Raw genomic sequence first — 18602 nt, 5'->3', positions numbered from 1 at the left:
GCGGGGGCGTGTCCTACAGCGGAGAGCCGGCTCTAGAAGCGCGTCCTCACAGTCAGCCTCGCGTTCAGCGGGGCACCCGGCGAGATGTTGAAGTTGTTGTGGGCGTCGGAAAAATACGTCGTGTCGAACAGGTTCTCGACGTTCAGCTGGACCTGCACGGTGTCGCTGACCGCATAGAAGGCCGCGACGTCGACGCGGGTGAAGGCGGGCAGCCGGGTGGTCGCCGCACTGGTCCGGATAGCGGCAAACTGATCGGACTGGTGGATGGCACCGAGGCCGAGGCCCAGCCGGTCGGTGACGTTATACCGGTTCCAGAGGCTGAACTGATGCTCGGGCACCTGGGCCAGCCGGACCGAGTCGTTGCCCTGCAGCACCGCCTCCTGCCAGGCATAACCGCCGCTGATCTGCCAGGCGGGCGTCAGCTGGCCGGCGATGCCGAGCTCAACCCCGCGGGTGCGGGTCTCGCCTACATTGATGGTCACCAGCGGATTGACGGGATCGGGCGTGGTCGCGTTGGTGCGGTCCAGCTGGAACAGGGCGGCGGTGAGGTTCAGATTGGGTCGGATGTTCCATTTCAGGCCCACCTCGTGGTTGACGAACTCTTCGGGCTCCAGATTGGCCTGGGTCGTCGACAGGGTCAGGAATTGGTCGCCCGAGCGTGGCAGGAACGACTGGCTGTAACTGGCGAACAGGGAGACCTCGGGCCGGGGCTTGAAGATCAGGCCGAGCCGCGGCGAGACCTTGTCGTCGGTCCGGGCGAACGGCCGGTCCGGATTGGGCTGGAAGTCGACCCCGTCGATGTCGAAGCGGTCGTATCGCAGGCCGACGACGGCCTCGAACCGTTCTCCGAAGCTGATCTGATCCTGCACATAGGCCGAGACCGACTCCACATTGGAGACCGTGTTCCGGACCGGTGCGGAAAAGACCACGGTAGGGAACACCGGATTGGCCAGATTGAAGGTCTGGTTGGACAGGACACCGTTGGTCCGCCGGTTGGTCGAGTCCTGATCGCCGTACTCGAGCCCGAACAGGACGGTGTGGCCGACGCCGCCGGTCATGGCGGTCCAGACCAGGTTGCTCTGGATCAGCAGATTCTGGCGGGTGGTGGGGTCGGTGTAGGCAGACAGCGCGACCTCGTTTCGGGCTGTCACAGGCCCGCTCGGGAAGACATTGGTGTAGAGCTTGTCGTAGTCGCCGTAGAGGGCTGTGGTCGAGAACGAGAGATCGGGCGTGACGGTGCCGTCGATACGCAGCTTGACGATGTCGGCATCAAGGGTGGTGCGGTTGACGCCGGGAACGCCGAAGAACCGGTCGCGATAGCCCCGGATCGGCTCGCCCGCCAGCGATGGGACGCCGCGGTCGGTGACCCGGTCGTCGTCGATATGTTCGTAGGAGAGACCGGCCTTCCAGCCGTTACCGAGGTCGACCGCGACATGCGGGTTCACCGCGAACCGCTCCCCCTCGTAAGAGTCGCGGTGATTGCCGAGCTGCTCGTAGACGGCGTTGATCCGGAACGCGGCCATCGTGCTGATCGGCGCATTGAGGTCCGCCGACAGGTCCCAGGCGCCGAAGCTGTTCGCGCTGGCCCGGAGACCCAGAAACCGGCCGGCCGCGCTCGGGGCCTTCTGGACGCGGTTGATGATCCCGCCGCCACCGCCACGGCCGAAGATCAGGGCATAGGGCCCCTTCAGGATCTCCACACGCTCCAGATTGTACAGGCCCCGATAGTACTGGGTGTCGTCGCGGACGCCGTCGATGAAGAAGTCGGCCGTGGTGTTCTGGCCGCGCAGGGTGATCTGGTCGCGATTGCCCTCGCCCTGGCCGACCGTAACGCCGGGAACATAGCGCAGGACGTCGCCGAGGCTGTACAGCGCCTGGTCGTCCAGCTGCGCGCGGGTCACCACCGTCACGCTTTGTGGCACGTCGATCAGGGCGGTGTCGGTCTTGGTCGCGGTGACCGAGTTGAGCGCGATATAGCCGCGCGTCACGCCGGTGACGATGATGGGCTCCAGATCGGTCGGGCCCGACTGTGCCAGGGCCGTCGCGGGAAGCGCCGTCAGGAAAAGGGTCGAGGCGGAGATCACCCTGCGGAGGGTGGTGGCACTGGGGTGGGGCAAGGCAGACGGTCCGGCTAATGAAAATGCGATGCGCTCGCAATAGCAGACCGGAGGACCAAGGCAAGCCGAATTGAGAACTGGTCGCAATCGCAGTCCTGCCCGGTAGATGTATGTGATCGTTCACGGGCCCGAGTATGCCAGCCAGAAGAGCCACCGCCCTGCCCTGAGCCCGGCCCCGACGTTCGTCAGGGCGTCCCGGAATCAGGAATGGCCGTGATCTAGCCAACCACCGAAATGGCGGGCCGTATCTGTTGGGTCTTCTCCATCCACGGAGGCGGAGGCATGTCACGATGGGCCTGGGCCAGAGCCTCGGACCAGCGCCGCCCCAGATCGCGGAAATACGGATCCTCGGCCTCGATCCGGCGCTGGTCACCGGTCAGGCCGTCGCGGGGAATGACGATCATGTCGAACGGCGGACCCACGGCGAGGTTCGAGCGGATGGTCGAATCGAAGCTGATCAGACCCAGCTTGACCGCATCGGCCATCAGGGTCTCGGGACGAAGCCCCCGGTCCAGGATGGGCTTGCCGTATTTGAGCTCGCCGATCTGGAGGTAGGGGGTGTCGGCCCCGCACTCGATGAAATTGCCCTGGGCATAGATCAGGTAGAGGCCCAGCTTGCCGCCCTTGATCTGGCCGCCCAGCAGCATGGAGGCTGTGACCTTCAGCGCGTCGGCGGCGACGGTAGGCTGCAGATCCTGACGGACCAGGTTCAGGCAGTAGCCGGCCAGCTGCGCTGCGCGGAACAGGGTCGGGCAGGTCTCGAGCGTTTCCGGGACCTCGTTGCCGGGCATGCGGACCCCCTCGGCGAGCATGGCCAGGGCTGTCTGGGTCACCGACAGGTTGCCGGCGGTGGCGATTGAAATGACGCGGTCGCCGGTGATCTCGGTGACGTGCAGCTTCTTGTAGGAGGAGATGTTGTCCACACCGGCGTTCGTGCGGGTGTCGGCGATCATCGCCAGACCCTCGTTCACCATCATGCCGACGCAGTAAGTCATTGAGAAAGACTGGCCCCGAACGGGGGCCTCCATCCGACTGGAACGGTCACGTTAACAGATTCCGGAATCAACACGAGGTTAACGGCGTTCATGACCAGCCCTGCCGCTGCTGTTGCTGCTGGGTCTGTTGCATCTGGCGCACACGCAGGGCCACCGTCATGGTCTCGCGCCCGCCGCCGTAGCTGGTGCCCCGGATTGGAGAGGCACCCCGCGCGTCCAGACCGCTGGCGACCCGGACATAGTGTTCGGTCGGGCTGATGCCGTTGGCGGCGTCGAAGCCGACCCAGCCCAGATCCTCGACCCAGGCCTCGGCCCAGGCATGGGCGGCGTCCTGGTTTTCGACCCCGTCGGACCGATGCAGGTGGCCGGAGATGTAGCGGGCCGGGATGCCCATGCGGCGGGCGACCGAGATGAAGATCTGGGCGTGGTCCTGGCACACGCCCTGCCGCTGGGCCCAGGCGGCGGCGGCCGTGTGGTCTGCGGTGGTCGAGCCGACCATGAAGGCGACCTGCTCGTGAATCGCGGCCATCAGACGGTGCAGGCGGGACAGGGCATCACCGTGCGGGCCCACGTCCCGGGCGAGGGCGCGAAGGGCCTCGTCAGCGAGTGTCAGGGGGGTGTCGCGCAGGAAGACCAGGGGCGACAGACGCTCGGGCGTGCCGCGCAGGACCCCGCCGGTATCGACGGTCGCCACCTCACCCGTCACCCGGACCATCAGGCTCTCGGTCGGGCGCTCGGTATAGAGGGTGTGGACGATGTTGCCGAAGGCGTCCTCGCTGCGACGCAAATGGGCGTCGACATCCGTCTCGATACGCCAGTCGCGCACCTGCTGGCCCTCGGTAGAGCGCGGCGTCAGCCGCAGGACCTGGACGATGAACCGGGCGGCGCGGTCGTAGGCGTAGCGGGTTTCGTGATCGATCCGGATGCGCATCAGACGAGGTACTGATCTTGGATGGCGCTGGCCAGGGCGTTGTTCTCACTGAGGAAACCAAGGATGTATTCGTGCAGGCCGGACTGGAAGATCGCCTCGATATTGGTCTCGTTGAAGCGGGTCAGGCGGGCGGAGGCGATGCGCTGGGCCGGGCCGCGGCGGCCGTAGTCGGTGGCGAGGCGGTCGAGGTAGGAGACGATCATCCCCTGGCAACTGGCCAGGGACCGCGGCATCTGGCGGTTCAGGACCATCAGGTCGGCGACCAGCCAGGGCCGGACGCTTTCGCGGTAAACCCAGCGATATGCGGTCAGGGCGGACACTTCGCGCAGCAGGGTGGTCCACTGGAAATAGTCGAGCTGGCCGCCGACGCGTTCGCCGGCGGGAAGCAGCAGGTGGTATTTGACGTCCAGCAGGCGGGCGGTGTTGTCGGCCCGCTCGATCGCCATGCCGAGGCGCAGGAACCAGTAGGCGTCGTTGCGCAGCATGGTCCGGGACGAAGCGCCCTCGACGGCCAGGCTGACGTTCTTCACCCATTCGAGGAAGCGGACGAAGTCGTCGCGTCGGGTGGGCTCGCCGAACTCGTTGAGGCCGTTCCAGGCACCGTTGATGGCCTCCCACAGCTCGATGGTCAGGGCGGTGCGCACCGAGCGGGCGTTGGTGCGGGCGGCCGTGATACAGGCCCGGATCGAGGAGGGATTGTCCGGGGCGAAGGCCAGATACTCGCGGACAGATTTCTCCGACGGGGTGCGGCCGCTGGCCGCGAACTGACTCGACACTCCGGCCGAGGCGATGGCGCTGGCCCAGGCGTTGGCGGCGGCGCCGTCGCGGGCCGGCAGGGCGGCCAGACGAACGGCGGCCTCCAGGATGCGCGCGAGGAAGTCGGCGCGCTCCATATAACGGCCGGTCCAGTACAGGCTCTCTGCGGTGCGGCTCAGCATGGGCGATCAATCATCAAGCACCCAGGTGTCTTTCGTGCCGCCGCCCTGGCTGGAGTTCACGACCAGCGACCCGGCCTTCAGCGCCACACGGGTCAGGCCGCCGGGCGCGACGCGGATGCCGGCGGGGCTGGACAGCACGAACGGGCGCAGATCGACGTGGCGGGGCGACAGGCCCCCGCTGCTGTCCAGCGTCGGAGCGGTCGACAGGGCCAGGGTCGGCTGGGCGATGAAGTCGTCGGGGTCGGCGATCAATTTGGCGCGGAAGGCCTCGATTTCGGCCTTGGTCGAGGCCGGGCCGACCAGCATGCCGTAGCCGCCGGAACCGCCGACCTCCTTGACCACCAGCTCGGGCAGCCTGTCGAGCACCTCCTTCAGCGCATCGGGTTCGCGGCAGCGCCAGGTCGGGACATTGCCGAGGATCGGATCGCCGCCGGAGAAGAAGCGGATGATCTCCGGCATATAGGTATAGACGGCCTTGTCGTCGGCGACGCCGGTGCCGACCGCATTCGACAGGGTGACGTTGCCGGCAGTGTAGGCTGCCATCAGCCCGGGCACGCCGACCGTGGAGTCCGGCCGGAAGGTCAGCGGGTCCAGCCAGTCGTCATCGACGCGGCGATAGATGACGTCGACCCGTTTGGGCCCCTCGGTCGTGCGCATGAAGACGATGTCGTCGTTGACGAACAGGTCCCCGCCCTCGACCAGCTCGACCCCCAGTTTATCGGCCAGGAACGAATGTTCGTAGTAGGCCGAGTTGAACGGGCCGGGCGTCAGGACGACGATATTCGGATCCCCGCCCGCATGGTCCGGAGCCGAAGCGCGCAACGACGCCAGCAGCATGTCGGTATAGGTCTCGACCGGGCGGATACGGTGCTCGGCGAACAGGTCCGGGAACAACCGCATCATCATCTCGCGGTTCTCCAGCATGTAGGAGACGCCCGAGGGGGTGCGGCAATTGTCCTCCAGCACCACGAAGCCGTCCTCGCCCGTGCGGACCAGGTCGACGCCGCAGATGTGGGTCCAGATGTCGCCCGGCGGACGGCGGCCCTGCATCTCGGGCCGGTAGTGGGGGTTGGTGAAGATCAGTTCGGCCGGAACGATGCCGGCGCGGATACACTCCTGCGGGCCGTAGATGTCCTTCAGGAAGGCGTTGATCGCCGAGACGCGCTGTTTCAGACCCCGTTCCAGCTCATCCCATTCGGACTTGCCGATGATGCGCGGCACCACGTCGAAGGGGATCAGTCGTTCGTTGGACTCGACGTCGCCATAGACCGCGAAGGTCACGCCCATGCGGCGGAAGAACAACTCCGCCTGACGCGACCGGGCCTGCAGCAGGTCGGCCGGCGCGCTTTCGAGCCACCGGGCGAGCGTCCGGTAGCTATTTCGGACCTCTTTGGATCCGGCGTGGCCTGACATTTCGTCGAACGTGACGGTCGCTCCCGCGCTTGTAGCCACTCTGATGAAAGGGCAGCGTGGACCGGGCGACAACCGGTAAGCAACAGTTTTGTTGCGGTGCGGAATTATTCCTCCCCCATCGGGGGAGCGGGAAGGCGAGGCCCTCGTCCGCAAGGGGGAGGGTCGTGACTCAGCCCTTGACCGTTCCACTGTTACAGCATAGTGGAACACACCCGATGACCGATCTCCCTGAAGACACCACCGCCCCTGCGGCCCCGGAACGCCAGACGGCCGCCCGGTTGGCGCTGTATGACGCCCTTCTGTCGCTCAAGACCCGCACAGAGCTGGACGCCTTTCTGAACGATCTCTGCACCCCGGCGGAACTGCGAGCGTTCGCCGAGCGCTGGGCCGTGGCGCGACTGCTGGACCAGAAGACCAAATCCTACCGCGGGATCGCACAGGAGGCCGGGGCCAGCCCGACCACCGTCGTGCGCGTCGCGCGGTTCCTCAAGGAAATGCCGCATCAAGGCTACCGCCTGGTGCTGGACCGAACGAACAAGAAAGCCTGAGTTCCGATGAGTACCGTTGAAGGGCGACTTCGCATCGCCGTGCAGAAATCCGGCCGCCTGGCCGACCGCAGTCTCGACCTCGTGCGCGACGCCGGCCTGCGCGTCGTGAAGGGGGCCAACGACCTGCTCTACAAGGTCGAAAACTATCCGATCGACCTGCTGCGGGTGCGCGACGACGACATCCCGACCTTCGTGGCGGACGGGGTCTGCGACCTCGGCATCGTCGGCGAGAACGTACTCGAGGAAGGCAGGAACGGCGGGGCGAATGCCTCGGTGATCATGCCGCTGGGGTTCGGCAAATGCACGCTGAAGCTCGCCTGTCAGCCGACGCTGGACTACGCAGGGCCGGTGTCGCTCGAGGGCACGCGGATCGCGACCTCCTATCCGAAAATCCTGCGGCGCTATCTCGATGAGCGAGGCGTCAGCGCGGACATCGTCGTCATGCGGGGCGCGGTCGAGGTGGCGCCGCGACTGAAGCTGGCCGCAGCGATCTGCGATCTGGTCTCCACCGGCGCGACACTGGAGGCCAACGGCCTCGTCGCCAAGGAGACGGTGTTCGAAAGCCAGGCGGTGCTGATCCAGTCACCCGTCGCGCCGGAACCGGGCCTGCAACACCTGCTGGACTCGATCATCGAGCGGATGGCGGGCGTGGTGTCCTCGCAAGGCGCGAAATACGTGATGCTGAACGCGCCGCGCTCGGCGCTGGACGAGATCACGGCCATCCTGCCGGGCGCAGGCGCACCGACGGTCATGCCGCTGATGGGGCGCGACGACGCGGTCGCGGTCCACGCCGTCTGTCAGGAGGCCGTCTTCTGGGAGACGCTGGAGAAGCTGAAGCGCGCGGGTGCCTCGGCGATCCTGGTCCTGCCCATCGAGAAGATGATGTGATGAGTGCCGTGACCATCAAACGCATCGACTGGGCGAACCTCGACGGACAGGGCCGCCTCGACGCCCTCGCCCGCCCCTCGCGCCGTAGCGAGCGCGACGTCCAGGACGTCGTCAGCGGTATCTTCGAACAGGTCGCGATCTCAGGCGGCGCGGCCGTCAGCCAGTTCGCCGAGCGGATCGACGGCTTCAAGCCGCGCCGCATCGCCATCACGCCCGAGGCCGTCGCCGCAGCCCGCGACGCCCTGCCCCCCGCAGACACCCGCGCCCTGCGCGTCGCCGCCGAGAACGTCCGCGTCTTCCACCAGGCGACAAAACCCGAGGACACCGCCTTCGTCGAGACGACGCCCGGCGTGAAGTCCAAACTGGTCTGGCGGCCCATCGGCGCGGCCGGGATCTACGTCCCCGGCGGCACGGCCCCCCTCTTCTCTTCGCTGCTGATGCAGGCCATCCCGGCCGAGGTCGCGGGCGTCACGACGCGCGTCGTCGTCACCCCGCCTTCCAAGGACGGCAGCGTCCACCCGGCCATGATCCTGGCCGCGGCCGAGGCCGGCCTCGACGCGATCTGGCTGATCGGCGGGGCCCAAGCCATCGCGGCCATGACCTTCGGCGTCGTGCTGGACGACGGCGAGATCCCCGCCTGCGACAAGCTTTTCGGGCCGGGCAATGCGTTCGTCGCCGAGGCCAAGCGCTATGCCGCCGCGCTGCCGAACGGTCCGTCGGTCGACATGCCCGCCGGTCCGTCGGAGCTGCTGGTCATCGCCGACCGCTTCTGCGACCCAGAGATCGCTGCCGCCGACCTGCTCAGCCAGGCCGAGCACGACGCCGACGCCCAGGTCATCCTGGTCTGTGAGCGCGCCGCCACGATCGACGCCATCCTGGCCGAGGTGGAGGAGCAGCTGACCACCCTGCCCCGTGCCGACATCGCCCGCGCCTCCCTGTCCGAAGCCCGCGCCATCCTCGTGTCCGACATGGCCGAGGCCTGCGCGGTGTCGAACCTCTACGGCCCCGAGCACCTGGCCATCCAGGCCGAGGACGCCGAAGCGCTGGTGGCCTCCATCCGGGCGGCGGGCGCGGTGTTTGTGGGACGCTGGGCCGCCGAGACGCTGGGCGACTATGCGGCGGGGCCGAGCCACGTCCTGCCGACCGACGGCGGGGCGCGGACGCTCGGCGGGATCACCACCGCCAGCTTCATGACCTCGATGTCGGTGCAGACGGTGACCGAGGCCGGCGCAGAACGACTGGGGCCGATCGCGGCGCGTCTGGCGCGGCTGGAAGGTCTGGAAGCCCACGCCCGGGCGGCGGATCTGAGGAGCGTGGGATGAGTGAGGCAGAGACCGTCCTCCCCCGACGGGGGAGGTGGCACGGCGCGGCTTCGCGTCGTGACGGAGGGGGCCTGCCCCAGACTCCGGCGTGCGCAGTTGGCCCCCTCCACCCCCGCGCAAGCGCTCGGCGGTCCCCCTCCCCCGATGGGGGAGGAATACGATGACCCTGCCCGCCCCCTATCCGCCCCTCGTCTCCGGCGGCGAGGGTCTGGAGAAATATCCCGGCGAGGCGTCGGCGCTGCAGGCGCGGATGGCGCAGATCTACGGCATCCCCTCCGATCAAGTGCTGGCGGTGCGCGGGCTGACGCACGGCCTGGAGCTGGTCTGGCGGCTGGCCGCGCGCGACGGCCGGTCGGTCGAGGCGCCGGACGCCGAGCCCTATGCCGGGCTGGGCCGCATCTATCGGGCGACCGACGGCGAGCGGACGGCAGTGGTGATCCGGGCCCTGGGCTCTCCGGAAGCCGTGGCCGAGATGGCGGAACGGGTCGCGCCCGCCCTGCTGGTGGTCGACGAGGGGCTGGCCGAATTCGCCGATGCTCCGTCAGCCGCGATACTGATCGGCGACCACGCCAATCTGGTCGTGCTGCGCAGCCTGTCGCTGGCCTATGGGCTGGCCGGGGCGCGGGTCGGTGCGGCGCTGGGACAGGCCGGGACCTTGGCGAAACTGGCTGATGTCGTGGAGCCCTACGCCCTGCCTGAACCGCTGGTGCGGCTGGCGATGCAGGCGCTGGATCCGTCGAGAATGATCGAGACGGCGGAGCGGATCGCAGCCGTGCGGCGCGAACGCGAGCGACTGGTGCGCGAGATCGGCCGGATCATGGTGGTCGAAAGCGGCGTCGGACCGATCCTGATGGCGCGACCGTCGGACATCGAGGCGACGCTGGGTGAGCTGGCGAAATACGGCGTGGCGGCGAATCGGTCGGGCGACCGGCTGAGGCTGCCGGTCTCGATCAAGGCGGAGGTCAACGACCGGCTGCTGACCGGCCTGGGCCTGGCACCCGTCAAGACGCGGGCGCATCGGGTCGGGCAGGCCGTGCGGGATACGAAGGAGACTCGCATTGTCTGCGCCGTCGACCTGGACGCGACCGGGCCGATCAGGATTGAGACCGGCGTCGGCTTCTTCGATCACATGCTGGAGCAGGTGGCGGCGCACGGCGGGTTTTCCCTGCGGCTGCAATGCGAGGGCGACCTGCACACGGATCCGCACCATACGATCGAGGACAGCGCCATCGCGCTCGGCCAGGCGCTGAAACAGGCGCTGGGCGAGCGGCGCGGCATCGCCCGGTACGGCTTCGTGCTGGCCATGGACGAGGCGCGGGCCAATGTCGCGATCGACCTGTCGGGACGGCCCTACCCCCTGTTCGAGGGCACGTTTTCGACGCCCTTCATCGGTGAATATCGCACCGATCTGACGGCTCACGTCTTCCGTTCGCTGGCCGAGGCCATGGGTGCGGCGGTCCATATCTCCGTCACCGGCGACGACGACCACCACAAGACCGAGGCCGTCTACAAGGGCTTCGGCCGCGCGCTGAGGCAGGCGATCCGCATCGAGGGCGACGCCGTGCCGAGCACCAAGGGGGTGCTGTGACCGTCGCCATCGTCCACCTCGGCGCGGGCAACACGGCCTCGGTCCAGTTCGCGCTGGAACGGCTGGGGGCCGATGTGGTCGTGACGTCCGATGCCGCCGTGATCGCGGACGCCGAGCGGGTCGTCCTGCCGGGCGTCGGCGCTGCGGGCTATGCGATGGAGCGGATGGGCGCGCTCGGTCTGACCGACATCATCAAGAGCTTTGATCGGCCACTGCTGGGCCTCTGCCTCGGCCAACAGCTGCTGTTCGCCGAGAGCGAAGAGAACGGCGGGGCGACCATGCTGGGCTTTATTCCGGGGCGCGTCACCCGGATGCCGGTTCGCGATGATCTGCCGGTGCCGCACATGGGCTGGTCCCGGTTGGGTGGGCTGACCGACGATCCGGTTCTGGAGGGGATCGGCGAGGGCGACTACGCCTATTTCGTGCACTCCTACGTCTGTCCCGAGACCAGTGCGACCATCGCCCGCGCCGACTATGGTGCCGAGGTCCCGGCCATGGTGCGCAGCGGAAACCGCTGGGGCTGCCAGTTCCATCCCGAACGGTCAGCGAAAGCCGGGGCGCGGATACTGCGAAACTTCCTGGAGCTGGCCGCATGATCGTCTATCCCGCCATCGATCTGCGCGGCGGCGTCTGCGTGCGGCTCATGCATGGCCGGTTCGACCAGGTGACGGAGTACGACCAGGTTCCCGCGGCGCGGCTGGCGGCCTTCGTCGCCGAGGGCGCGACCTGGGTCCATGTCGTCGACCTGGACGGGGCCGAGGCCGGCCGGGCAGTGCAGCACAGCCTGATCGGCGAGCTGGCCGGCAGTATCGACGTGAAGATCCAGTCCGGCGGCGGCGTGCGGGATGTCGATGACGTCGAGGCCCTGCTCAACGCCGGCGTGGCGCGGGTCGTGGTCGGGTCGCTGGCGGTCAGCAACCCCGTCGTGGTGGCCGGATGGCTGGAGCGGTTCAGCCCCGACCGCATCACCCTGGCGTTCGATGTGCGGCTCGGTGAGGACGGGGTTCCGGTTCCGGCTCTGAAGGGCTGGACAGAGGCGGCAGGGGTGGATCTCTGGGCGGCGCTGGATCGCTATCCGGTCGGGACGCTGAAACATGTGCTGATCACCGACGTAGGACGGGACGGGGCGCTGACGGGTCCGAACCTGGAGCTGCTGGCCGAGGTGCTGCAGCGCCGGCCGGAGCTGAAGTTGCAGGCGTCCGGCGGCGTCTCATCGATCGAGGACATCCGCGCCGCCAAAGCCATCGGCTGCGACGGCGCCATCGTCGGCCGCGCCATCTACGAGGGTCGGTTCACGGTGCGACAGGCCATCGAGAGCATTTCTGAAGCCAACCCCTCGACGGCGTTGGGCGCGTGACCGCGAGACGCATCATCCCCTGCCTGGACGTCAAGGACGGTCGCGTGGTGAAGGGCGTACGATTCCAGGGGCATGTCGACATGGGCGACGCCTGCGAACTGGCCGCGCGTTATCGCGACGAGGGCGCCGACGAACTGGTCTTCTACGACATCACCGCCAGCCCCGAGGGGCGGACGCTGGACTATGGCTGGGTGCGGGAGATCGCGAAGCTGCTGGACATTCCGTTCTGCGTGGCGGGCGGGATCCGCAGCGTGGACCAGGCGGCCGCCTGTCTCGACAACGGGGCGGACAAGGTCTCCATCAATTCGCCCGCGCTGGAGCGGCCCGAGCTGATCTCCGAGATGGCCGAGCGGCTGGGATCCCAATGCGTGGTGGTCGGGGTCGATTCCCGGCGCGAGGACGGCGACTTTGTCGTGCACAAATACACCGGCGATCCCGATGCGCGCAGGCTGGCCGGACGTCGGACGATGGACTGGATCGTGGAGGCGCAGGAACGGGGCGCCGGCGAAATCGTGCTGAACTGTATCGATCAGGACGGGGTGCGGAAGGGCTATGACACGGCGCAATTGGCCGATGCGCGCGCGCGGCTGACCATTCCGCTGGTGGCCTCCGGCGGCGCCGGCTCGGCATCCCATTTCCTCGACGTATTCGCCCCTCTTTCCGAAGGTGGGGCGAATGTGTCGGGCGCGCTGGCCGCGAGCGTGTTCCACTCGGGGCAGATCGCGGTGCCGGATTTGAAGGCCTTCCTGGCGGCGTCGGGTGTCGAGGTGAGACAATGACCATCAATCCGGACGATCTGGATTTCGCCAAGGGGGCCGGCCTGATCCCGGCCGTGGTGCAGGACGCCGACACCCTGCAGGTGCTGACGCTCGCCTATATGGACCGGGCGGCGCTGGAGGAGACGATCGCCTCGGGAGAAGCGACCTTCTTCTCGCGCTCGCGCGGCGGCCGCTGGCGCAAGGGCGAGACCAGCGGCAACCGTTTGACGGTCGTATCGATCACGCCCGACTGCGACGGCGACGCCCTGGTGCTGGCGGTGAGGCCGATGGGGCCGGCCTGCCATCTGGGAACGACCAGCTGTTTCGGCGAGGCGGACGCGCCGGGTCTGGGCCGGATCGCGCGACTGGAGGGCACCATCGCCGAGCGGGCAGGCGCCGATCCGGAGACCAGCTGGACCGCCAGGCTTCTGGCCCAGGGTCCGAAACGGGCGGCGCAGAAGGTCGGCGAGGAGGGCGTGGAAACGGCGCTCGCCGGCGCAGCGGGACCCGACGAGGAAGTCGCATCCGAGGCCGCGGATCTGATCTATCATCTGCTGGTTCTGTTACGGTCGCGTCAAATGTCGTTTCAGGATGTGCTGGGCGTGTTGGCGTCCCGGGCGGGACCGGCCAAACACGAACACTAGACGGCCGGGATTTCAGCCCGGCGGGAAACGAGGAAGCGGGCATGACGGCTCTGGTGCTGTTCGGCGGCGGCGGCGATCTGGCGATGCGCATGCTGCTGCCCTCGCTCTATTTCCTGGACCACGACGGCCTCTTGCCGGAGGGGCTCAAGATCATCGGTGCCGCCCGCTCCGACGAGAGCCGGGACGAGTATGTCGAGAAGGTCCGTGCGGCCGTCGAGGGCAAGGCGAAGGCCGACGACGCCTGGGACGAGGCCAGCTGGAGCCGGATGGAGGCGCGCCTCGACTATCTGGCCGTCGACGCCACCTCGGCCGAGAGCCTGAAACCGCTGAAGGACAAGGTCGGGCCGGGGGCCTGCACCAGCTTCCTCGCGGTGTCGCCGTCGCTGTACGCCAGGATCGTCACCGCGATGCGGGCGGCGGGTCTGGCCGAGGCCGACGACAAGGTGGTGCTGGAAAAGCCGGTCGGTCGCGACCTGGAGAGCTTCCGCGCCATCGACGACGCGGTCGCCGATGCGTTCACCGAGAACCAGGTGTTCCGCATCGACCACTACCTCGGCAAGGAGACGGTGCAGAACCTGATCGCCCTTCGGTTCGGCAACGTCATCTTCGAACCGCTGTGGAACAACCTGTCGATCGACCACGTCCAGATCACGGTCGGCGAGACCGTCGGGGTCGGCGACCGCTGGCCCTACTACGACGAGTACGGCGCCCTTCGGGACATGCTGCAGAACCACATGCTGCAGCTGCTGTGCCTCGTGGCGATGGAGCCGCCCTCGGACCTCGATCCGGATTCGGTGCGCAACGAGAAGGTCAAGGTCATCCGGTCCCTGCGCCCGATTACCGAAGAAGACGCCGAACGCACCACCGTGCGGGGCCAGTATGTTTCGGGGACCGTCGAGGGCAAGCGCGTTCCCGGATACGACGAGGAGCGCGGCGCGGATTCCGACACCGAGACCTTCGTCGCCATCCGCGTGGACATCGACAACTGGCGCTGGGCCGGCGTGCCCTTTTTCCTGCGGACCGGAAAGCGACTGCCCGAGAAGCGGACCGAGATCGTCATCCAGTTCAAGCCGGTGCCGCACTCGATCTTCGGCGACAACGGGCACGAGGAGGACAGCGCCAACCGGATGATCATCGAGCTGCAGCCCGAGGAAGACATCTCCCTGACAGTGATGAACAAGAAGCCGGGGCTGGATCAGCGCATGCAGTTGCAGCCGATCCGGATGAGCCTGTCGTGGGGCGTGGGCGACAGGGACGCGAAGCCGCCGCGTCGCCGTGTTGCCTATGAACGGCTTTTGCTGGACGCCCTGAACGGGGACTCGACCCTGTTCGTACGCCGCGACGAGGCGGAGAAGGCCTGGGAATGGGTCGACGGGGTCTCGCAGGCCTGGGTCGACGGCAAGGTGAAGCCCCAGCCCTATCGCGCGGGGACCTGGGGTCCCGATGCCGCCGACATGCTGATGGTGCGGACCGGGCGGGACTGGAACACGCAGGGATGACCGTCGAGATCGAGACCTTCCCCACCCTCGAAACCTGGGCGCTGTCGATTGCCGGGCGGATCGAGGAGACCCTGGGCGCCGCAGTGATCCGGAACGGCAAGGCGCTGTTCGCTGGTCCGGGCGGATCGACCCCCTCACCGGTCTATGCGCGTCTGGCCCAGACCGACATCGGCTGGGACAGGGTCGCAGTCACGCTGGTGGATGAGCGCTATGTGCCAGAGACCGACCCGGACTCGAACGCGCGGCTGATCAGGGCCGTGATGCTGCAGGGCCCGGCCGCGAAGGCGACCTTCATCCCGCTGTACCATTCCGAGGTCACGGTCGACCGGGCGGCGGCGGTGGCGGCGCACAGGCTGGCCGCGGCCGGCGGGCGGTTCGACGCAGTGCTTCTGGGCATGGGCGAGGACGGGCACATCTGTTCGATGTTCCCCGGCAGCCCGACGCTGAAGACCCTGTTGTCGCCGACACTGAAACCGACGGTGCTGGGCGTGCCGCACGGGCGGGACGGAATGGCGCCCAGCCTGGAGCGGATATCGATCAACCTGCCCTACCTGATGTCGGCGGGTCGGGTGATCCTGGGCCTGAAGGGCGCGGCCAAGCGTTCGGTGTTCGAGCGGGAGGCCGGGGGCGATCCGGCCGTGCAACCGATCGCGGCGATGATCGCTGCGAAGGTCCCCCTGGAAGTTGTTTGGACGGAAGCGAACTGATGGCCCTGCATCCCGTGGTGGCAGACGTCACCCAACGCATCATCGAGCGCTCGAAAGAGACACGGACCGACTACATCCGTCGTATGGACGCGGCGCGGGACTCGGGTGTCGGCCGGGCCAAGCTGTCATGCGCCAACTGGGCCCACGCCTTTGCGGGTCAGACCATCGCCGACAAGCTGACCGCCATGTCGGGCAAGACCCCCAATGTCGGAATCGTCACCGCCTATAACGACATGCTGTCGGCGCATCAGCCGTTCGAACGCTTCCCCGACGTGATCCGCGCCGCGACCCGCGAGGTCGGAGCCACGGCCCAGGTCGCCGGCGGCACCCCCGCCATGTGCGACGGCGTCACCCAGGGTCGCCCGGGCATGGAGCTGAGCCTGTTCAGTCGCGACGTCATCGCCATGTCGGTCGGGGTCGCCCTGACCCACGACGCCTTCGACGCGGCGATGATGCTTGGGGTCTGCGACAAGATCGTCCCCGGCCTGTTCATGGGCGCGCTCGCGTTCGGCCATCTGCCCGTGATCTTCGCCCCCGCCGGCCCCATGCCCTCGGGCATTCCCAATGCCGAAAAGGCGCGGGTGCGCGCCGAATACGCCCAGGGCAAGGTCGACCGTGACGTCCTCCTGGCCAGCGAGATCGGCTCCTACCATTCGCCGGGCACCTGCACCTTCTACGGCACGGCCAACTCCAACCAGATGATGATGGAGCTGGGCGGGCTGCATATGCCGTCGACCGCCTTCGTCCATCCCGAGACGGGACTGCGCGACGCCCTGACGGCGGCGGCCGCAAAGCGAGCGGTCGAACTGGCCGTCAGCGGCGAGGGCCGAATGGCCGACGTCATCGACGAGAAATCCATCGTCAACATGATCGTGGCCCTGCTGGCCACCGGCGGATCGACCAACCACGCCATCCACCTGGTGGCCATGGCGCGTTCGGCCGGGGTGCTGATCGACTGGACCGACATGGACCAGCTGTCGGCCGTGACTCCCCTGCTGGCACGGATCTATCCCAACGGCTCGGCCGATGTGAACGCCTTCCAGGCGGCGGGCGGCGTGGCCTTCGTGGCGCGCGAACTCGCCCAGGCGGGCCACATTCACTCCGACGTCACCACCATCATGGGCCGGGGCATCGAACACTATTTCAAGGAGCCGACCCTGGTGGACGGCGAACTGGTCTGGAAGGACGGGGTCTCCGAAAGTCTGGACCGCGACATCCTGCGCCCCGCCTCCGACCCGTTCGACACCGAGGGTGGCCTGAGGCTGGTCAAGGGCAACCTCGGCCGGGCCGTGATCAAGATCTCGGCGGTCAAGCCTCAGCACCGGATGGTCGAGGCGAGGGCCCGGGTGTTCGACGCCCAGGAGGACGTGCTGGCCGCGTTCAAGGCCGGCGAACTGGACGAGGGCTGCGTCATCGTGCTGCGCTTCCAGGGACCCAAGGCCAACGGCATGCCGGAGCTGCATTCCCTGTCGCCCCTGATGAGCGTGCTGCAGGATCGCGGCCTGCCGATCGCCCTCGTCACCGACGGACGGATGTCGGGCGCCTCGGGCAAGACCCCGGCGGCCATCCATGTGACGCCGGAAGCGCTTGAGGGCGGCCCCCTGGCCTATGTGCTGGACGGTGACGTGGTGCGGCTGGATGCCGAGGCTGGCGTGCTGACCATCGACGCCGACCTGACCACCCGTCAGCGGGCACGGCCGAACCCGGTCCAGAGCTGGGGTTACGGCCGCGAGCTGTTCGGGGCTTTCCGCAATGCAGTGTCTTCGGCAGAGCGTGGGGCCTCGGTCTTTTTCGCCGCCGAGCCAACCGACAGGCAACCAGAGATCCGCGACGTCGCGGACGCGAACCTGCAGAACCGGGACGTGGACGCATGAGCGACAACAGGACGCTGCTGGTCGGGGACGTGGGCGGAACCAACGCCCGCTTCGCCATCGCGACGATGACGGACGGCCAGATCACGCTGGACCATCACGAGAGCTTTCCGGCGGAGCAGTATCCGACCTTCCTGAAGGGGGTGGCGGCCTTCATCGACGGCTGCGAGGTCAAGCCGACCGGCGGGGTCATCGCCGTGGCCGGGCCGGTGACGGACGGCACCATCGACCTGACCAACAGCCCGTGGGCGGTGTCGGAGACCGAACTTCAGACCCTGGGCCTGAACCCCGTGCGGCTGATCAACGATTTCGAGGCCCTGGCCTGGGGGGCACCGGTCGTGCCCTCGACCGAGCTCGCCCATCTGGGCGGACCGGGGGCGGGCGATCCGCATTCGGCCATCGCGGTGCTTGGGCCGGGGACAGGTTTCGGCGTCTCGGCCCTGGCGCGGGATGTTCACGGGCTTGAGGTCGCCATGCCCTCGGAAGGCGGCCACGCCTGTTTCGCGCCCGGCGATCCGGTCGAGGACGAGATCCTGCGAATCCTGCGCCAGCGCTACGACCGGGTGTCGATCGAGCGGCTGATCTGTGGCCCCGGCCTCCTGAACATGCACCGGGCCCTGGCCCAGATCGACGGGCGCGAGACCCATATCGACGACCCTGCACAGATCACCCGGGAAGCGCTTGAGGATCCGCGCAGCCACTGTGGCGCCACCCTGGCCCGGTTCTGCGCCATACTGGGGGCCGTGGCCGGCGACGTGGCCCTGACCATGGGATCGCGCGGCGGGGTCTATATCGCCGGCGGCATCGCGCCCCGGATCCTGCCCTTCCTCGCGGCCAGCCCCTTCCGCGAGCGGTTCGAGCGCAAGGGCCGGTTCCAGGACTATATGGCCGGGATTCCGACCTGGGTGATCACCCACAAACACGCCGCCTTGCTCGGCGCGGCGCGGGTCGCCTTTGCCGAGGTCAGATAACGACGTTCGGATTATTCGTCACGGCGACGTGAACCTTCCGTGAGTGGCCGCATTT

General features: G+C 67.9%; 17 protein-coding genes. 12 read left to right on the top strand and 5 right to left on the bottom strand.

The genetic code is table 11. The features are described 5' to 3' along the window. Positions 1 to 32 precede the first annotated feature (32 nt). The 5 genes from ACW18A_RS01880 to ACW18A_RS01860 form a co-directional block, all read right to left on the bottom strand. Complete coding sequence (locus ACW18A_RS01880) at positions 33 to 2117, bottom strand: TonB-dependent receptor (protein WP_492023128.1); 2085 nt, start codon at positions 2115 to 2117, stop codon at positions 33 to 35. 218 nt (positions 2118 to 2335) lie between these two features. Beyond that, positions 2336 to 3112 (bottom strand): proteasome-type protease, encoded by a 777-nt coding sequence (locus ACW18A_RS01875; protein WP_492023127.1) that lies wholly within the window; start codon positions 3110 to 3112, stop codon positions 2336 to 2338. Between the two features lie 88 nt (positions 3113 to 3200). Continuing rightward, complete coding sequence (locus ACW18A_RS01870; protein ID WP_492023126.1) at positions 3201 to 4043, bottom strand: transglutaminase family protein; 843 nt, start codon at positions 4041 to 4043, stop codon at positions 3201 to 3203. Continuing rightward, positions 4043 to 4981, bottom strand: coding sequence for an alpha-E domain-containing protein (locus ACW18A_RS01865; RefSeq protein WP_492023125.1), 939 nt, complete (start codon positions 4979 to 4981; stop codon positions 4043 to 4045). Before ACW18A_RS01865 ends, ACW18A_RS01870 begins: the two co-directional genes overlap by 1 nt. A 6-nt stretch (positions 4982 to 4987) precedes the next feature. After that, on the bottom strand, positions 4988 to 6394 hold the full coding sequence (locus ACW18A_RS01860) for a circularly permuted type 2 ATP-grasp protein (RefSeq protein WP_492023124.1): 1407 nt from the start codon (positions 6392 to 6394) through the stop codon (positions 4988 to 4990). Positions 6395 to 6609: 215 nt separating this feature from the next. On the opposite strand from ACW18A_RS01860, the gene ACW18A_RS01855 reads away from it, so the two are divergent. The 12 genes from ACW18A_RS01855 to glk all read left to right on the top strand — a co-directional run bounded on the left by ACW18A_RS01855 (position 6610) and on the right by glk (position 18547). Continuing rightward, positions 6610 to 6942, top strand: coding sequence for a YerC/YecD family TrpR-related protein (locus tag ACW18A_RS01855; protein WP_492023123.1), 333 nt, complete (start codon positions 6610 to 6612; stop codon positions 6940 to 6942). Positions 6943 to 6948: 6 nt separating this feature from the next. Further along, positions 6949 to 7830: an ATP phosphoribosyltransferase gene (gene hisG, locus ACW18A_RS01850; protein ID WP_492023122.1), complete on the top strand. Its 882-nt coding sequence runs from the start codon at positions 6949 to 6951 to the stop codon at positions 7828 to 7830. Next, entirely contained in the window at positions 7830 to 9152 is a 1323-nt protein-coding gene (hisD, locus tag ACW18A_RS01845) for a histidinol dehydrogenase (protein WP_492023121.1), read from the top strand. The genes hisG and hisD overlap by 1 nt, the downstream gene beginning before the upstream one ends. Positions 9153 to 9312: 160 nt before the next feature. Further along, the gene (gene hisB, locus ACW18A_RS01840; RefSeq protein WP_492023120.1) at positions 9313 to 10740 is read left to right on the top strand and encodes an imidazoleglycerol-phosphate dehydratase HisB; all 1428 of its coding nucleotides are present in this window, start codon (positions 9313 to 9315) and stop codon (positions 10738 to 10740) included. Continuing rightward, the gene (hisH, locus tag ACW18A_RS01835) at positions 10737 to 11336 is read left to right on the top strand and encodes an imidazole glycerol phosphate synthase subunit HisH (RefSeq protein WP_492023119.1); all 600 of its coding nucleotides are present in this window, start codon (positions 10737 to 10739) and stop codon (positions 11334 to 11336) included. Before hisB ends, hisH begins: the two co-directional genes overlap by 4 nt. After that, positions 11333 to 12097: a 1-(5-phosphoribosyl)-5-[(5-phosphoribosylamino)methylideneamino]imidazole-4-carboxamide isomerase gene (hisA, locus tag ACW18A_RS01830; RefSeq protein ID WP_492023118.1), complete on the top strand. Its 765-nt coding sequence runs from the start codon at positions 11333 to 11335 to the stop codon at positions 12095 to 12097. Before hisH ends, hisA begins: the two co-directional genes overlap by 4 nt. Further along, entirely contained in the window at positions 12094 to 12876 is a 783-nt protein-coding gene (hisF, locus tag ACW18A_RS01825) for an imidazole glycerol phosphate synthase subunit HisF (RefSeq protein WP_492023117.1), read from the top strand. The genes hisA and hisF overlap by 4 nt, the downstream gene beginning before the upstream one ends. Then, positions 12873 to 13499: a bifunctional phosphoribosyl-AMP cyclohydrolase/phosphoribosyl-ATP diphosphatase HisIE gene (gene hisIE / locus ACW18A_RS01820; RefSeq protein WP_492023116.1), complete on the top strand. Its 627-nt coding sequence runs from the start codon at positions 12873 to 12875 to the stop codon at positions 13497 to 13499. Before hisF ends, hisIE begins: the two co-directional genes overlap by 4 nt. Positions 13500 to 13540: 41 nt before the next feature. After that, positions 13541 to 14998 (top strand): glucose-6-phosphate dehydrogenase, encoded by a 1458-nt coding sequence (gene zwf / locus ACW18A_RS01815; protein WP_492023115.1) that lies wholly within the window; start codon positions 13541 to 13543, stop codon positions 14996 to 14998. Continuing rightward, the gene (gene pgl / locus ACW18A_RS01810) at positions 14995 to 15705 is read left to right on the top strand and encodes a 6-phosphogluconolactonase (RefSeq protein ID WP_492023114.1); all 711 of its coding nucleotides are present in this window, start codon (positions 14995 to 14997) and stop codon (positions 15703 to 15705) included. Before zwf ends, pgl begins: the two co-directional genes overlap by 4 nt. After that, the gene (gene edd, locus ACW18A_RS01805) at positions 15705 to 17579 is read left to right on the top strand and encodes a phosphogluconate dehydratase (RefSeq protein ID WP_492023113.1); all 1875 of its coding nucleotides are present in this window, start codon (positions 15705 to 15707) and stop codon (positions 17577 to 17579) included. The genes pgl and edd overlap by 1 nt, the downstream gene beginning before the upstream one ends. Next, on the top strand, positions 17576 to 18547 hold the full coding sequence (glk, locus tag ACW18A_RS01800) for a glucokinase (RefSeq protein WP_492023112.1): 972 nt from the start codon (positions 17576 to 17578) through the stop codon (positions 18545 to 18547). The genes edd and glk overlap by 4 nt, the downstream gene beginning before the upstream one ends. Positions 18548 to 18602: the final 55 nt, after the last annotated feature.

Source organism: Brevundimonas sp. AVps5, from assembly GCF_058681515.1.
This window is presented reverse-complemented; position numbering and strand designations above follow the sequence as displayed.

Excerpts from the sequence above, each read along its gene's own strand:
- ACW18A_RS01870 (WP_492023126.1), bottom strand. The coding sequence starts at position 4,043 with ATGCGCATCCGGATCGATCACGAAACCCGCTACGCCTACGACCGCGCC.
- ACW18A_RS01855 (WP_492023123.1), top strand. The coding sequence starts at position 6,610 with ATGACCGATCTCCCTGAAGACACCACCGCCCCTGCGGCCCCGGAACGC.
- hisG (WP_492023122.1), top strand. The coding sequence starts at position 6,949 with ATGAGTACCGTTGAAGGGCGACTTCGCATCGCCGTGCAGAAATCCGGC.
- pgl (WP_492023114.1), top strand. The coding sequence starts at position 14,995 with ATGACCGTCGAGATCGAGACCTTCCCCACCCTCGAAACCTGGGCGCTG.
- ACW18A_RS01865 (WP_492023125.1), bottom strand. The coding sequence starts at position 4,981 with ATGCTGAGCCGCACCGCAGAGAGCCTGTACTGGACCGGCCGTTATATG.
- zwf (WP_492023115.1), top strand. The coding sequence starts at position 13,541 with ATGACGGCTCTGGTGCTGTTCGGCGGCGGCGGCGATCTGGCGATGCGC.
- ACW18A_RS01875 (WP_492023127.1), bottom strand. The coding sequence starts at position 3,112 with ATGACTTACTGCGTCGGCATGATGGTGAACGAGGGTCTGGCGATGATC.
- edd (WP_492023113.1), top strand. The coding sequence starts at position 15,705 with ATGGCCCTGCATCCCGTGGTGGCAGACGTCACCCAACGCATCATCGAG.
- hisB (WP_492023120.1), top strand. The coding sequence starts at position 9,313 with ATGACCCTGCCCGCCCCCTATCCGCCCCTCGTCTCCGGCGGCGAGGGT.
- hisD (WP_492023121.1), top strand. The coding sequence starts at position 7,830 with ATGAGTGCCGTGACCATCAAACGCATCGACTGGGCGAACCTCGACGGA.
- hisIE (WP_492023116.1), top strand. The coding sequence starts at position 12,873 with ATGACCATCAATCCGGACGATCTGGATTTCGCCAAGGGGGCCGGCCTG.
- ACW18A_RS01860 (WP_492023124.1), bottom strand. The coding sequence starts at position 6,394 with ATGTCAGGCCACGCCGGATCCAAAGAGGTCCGAAATAGCTACCGGACG.
- glk (WP_492023112.1), top strand. The coding sequence starts at position 17,576 with ATGAGCGACAACAGGACGCTGCTGGTCGGGGACGTGGGCGGAACCAAC.
- hisA (WP_492023118.1), top strand. The coding sequence starts at position 11,333 with ATGATCGTCTATCCCGCCATCGATCTGCGCGGCGGCGTCTGCGTGCGG.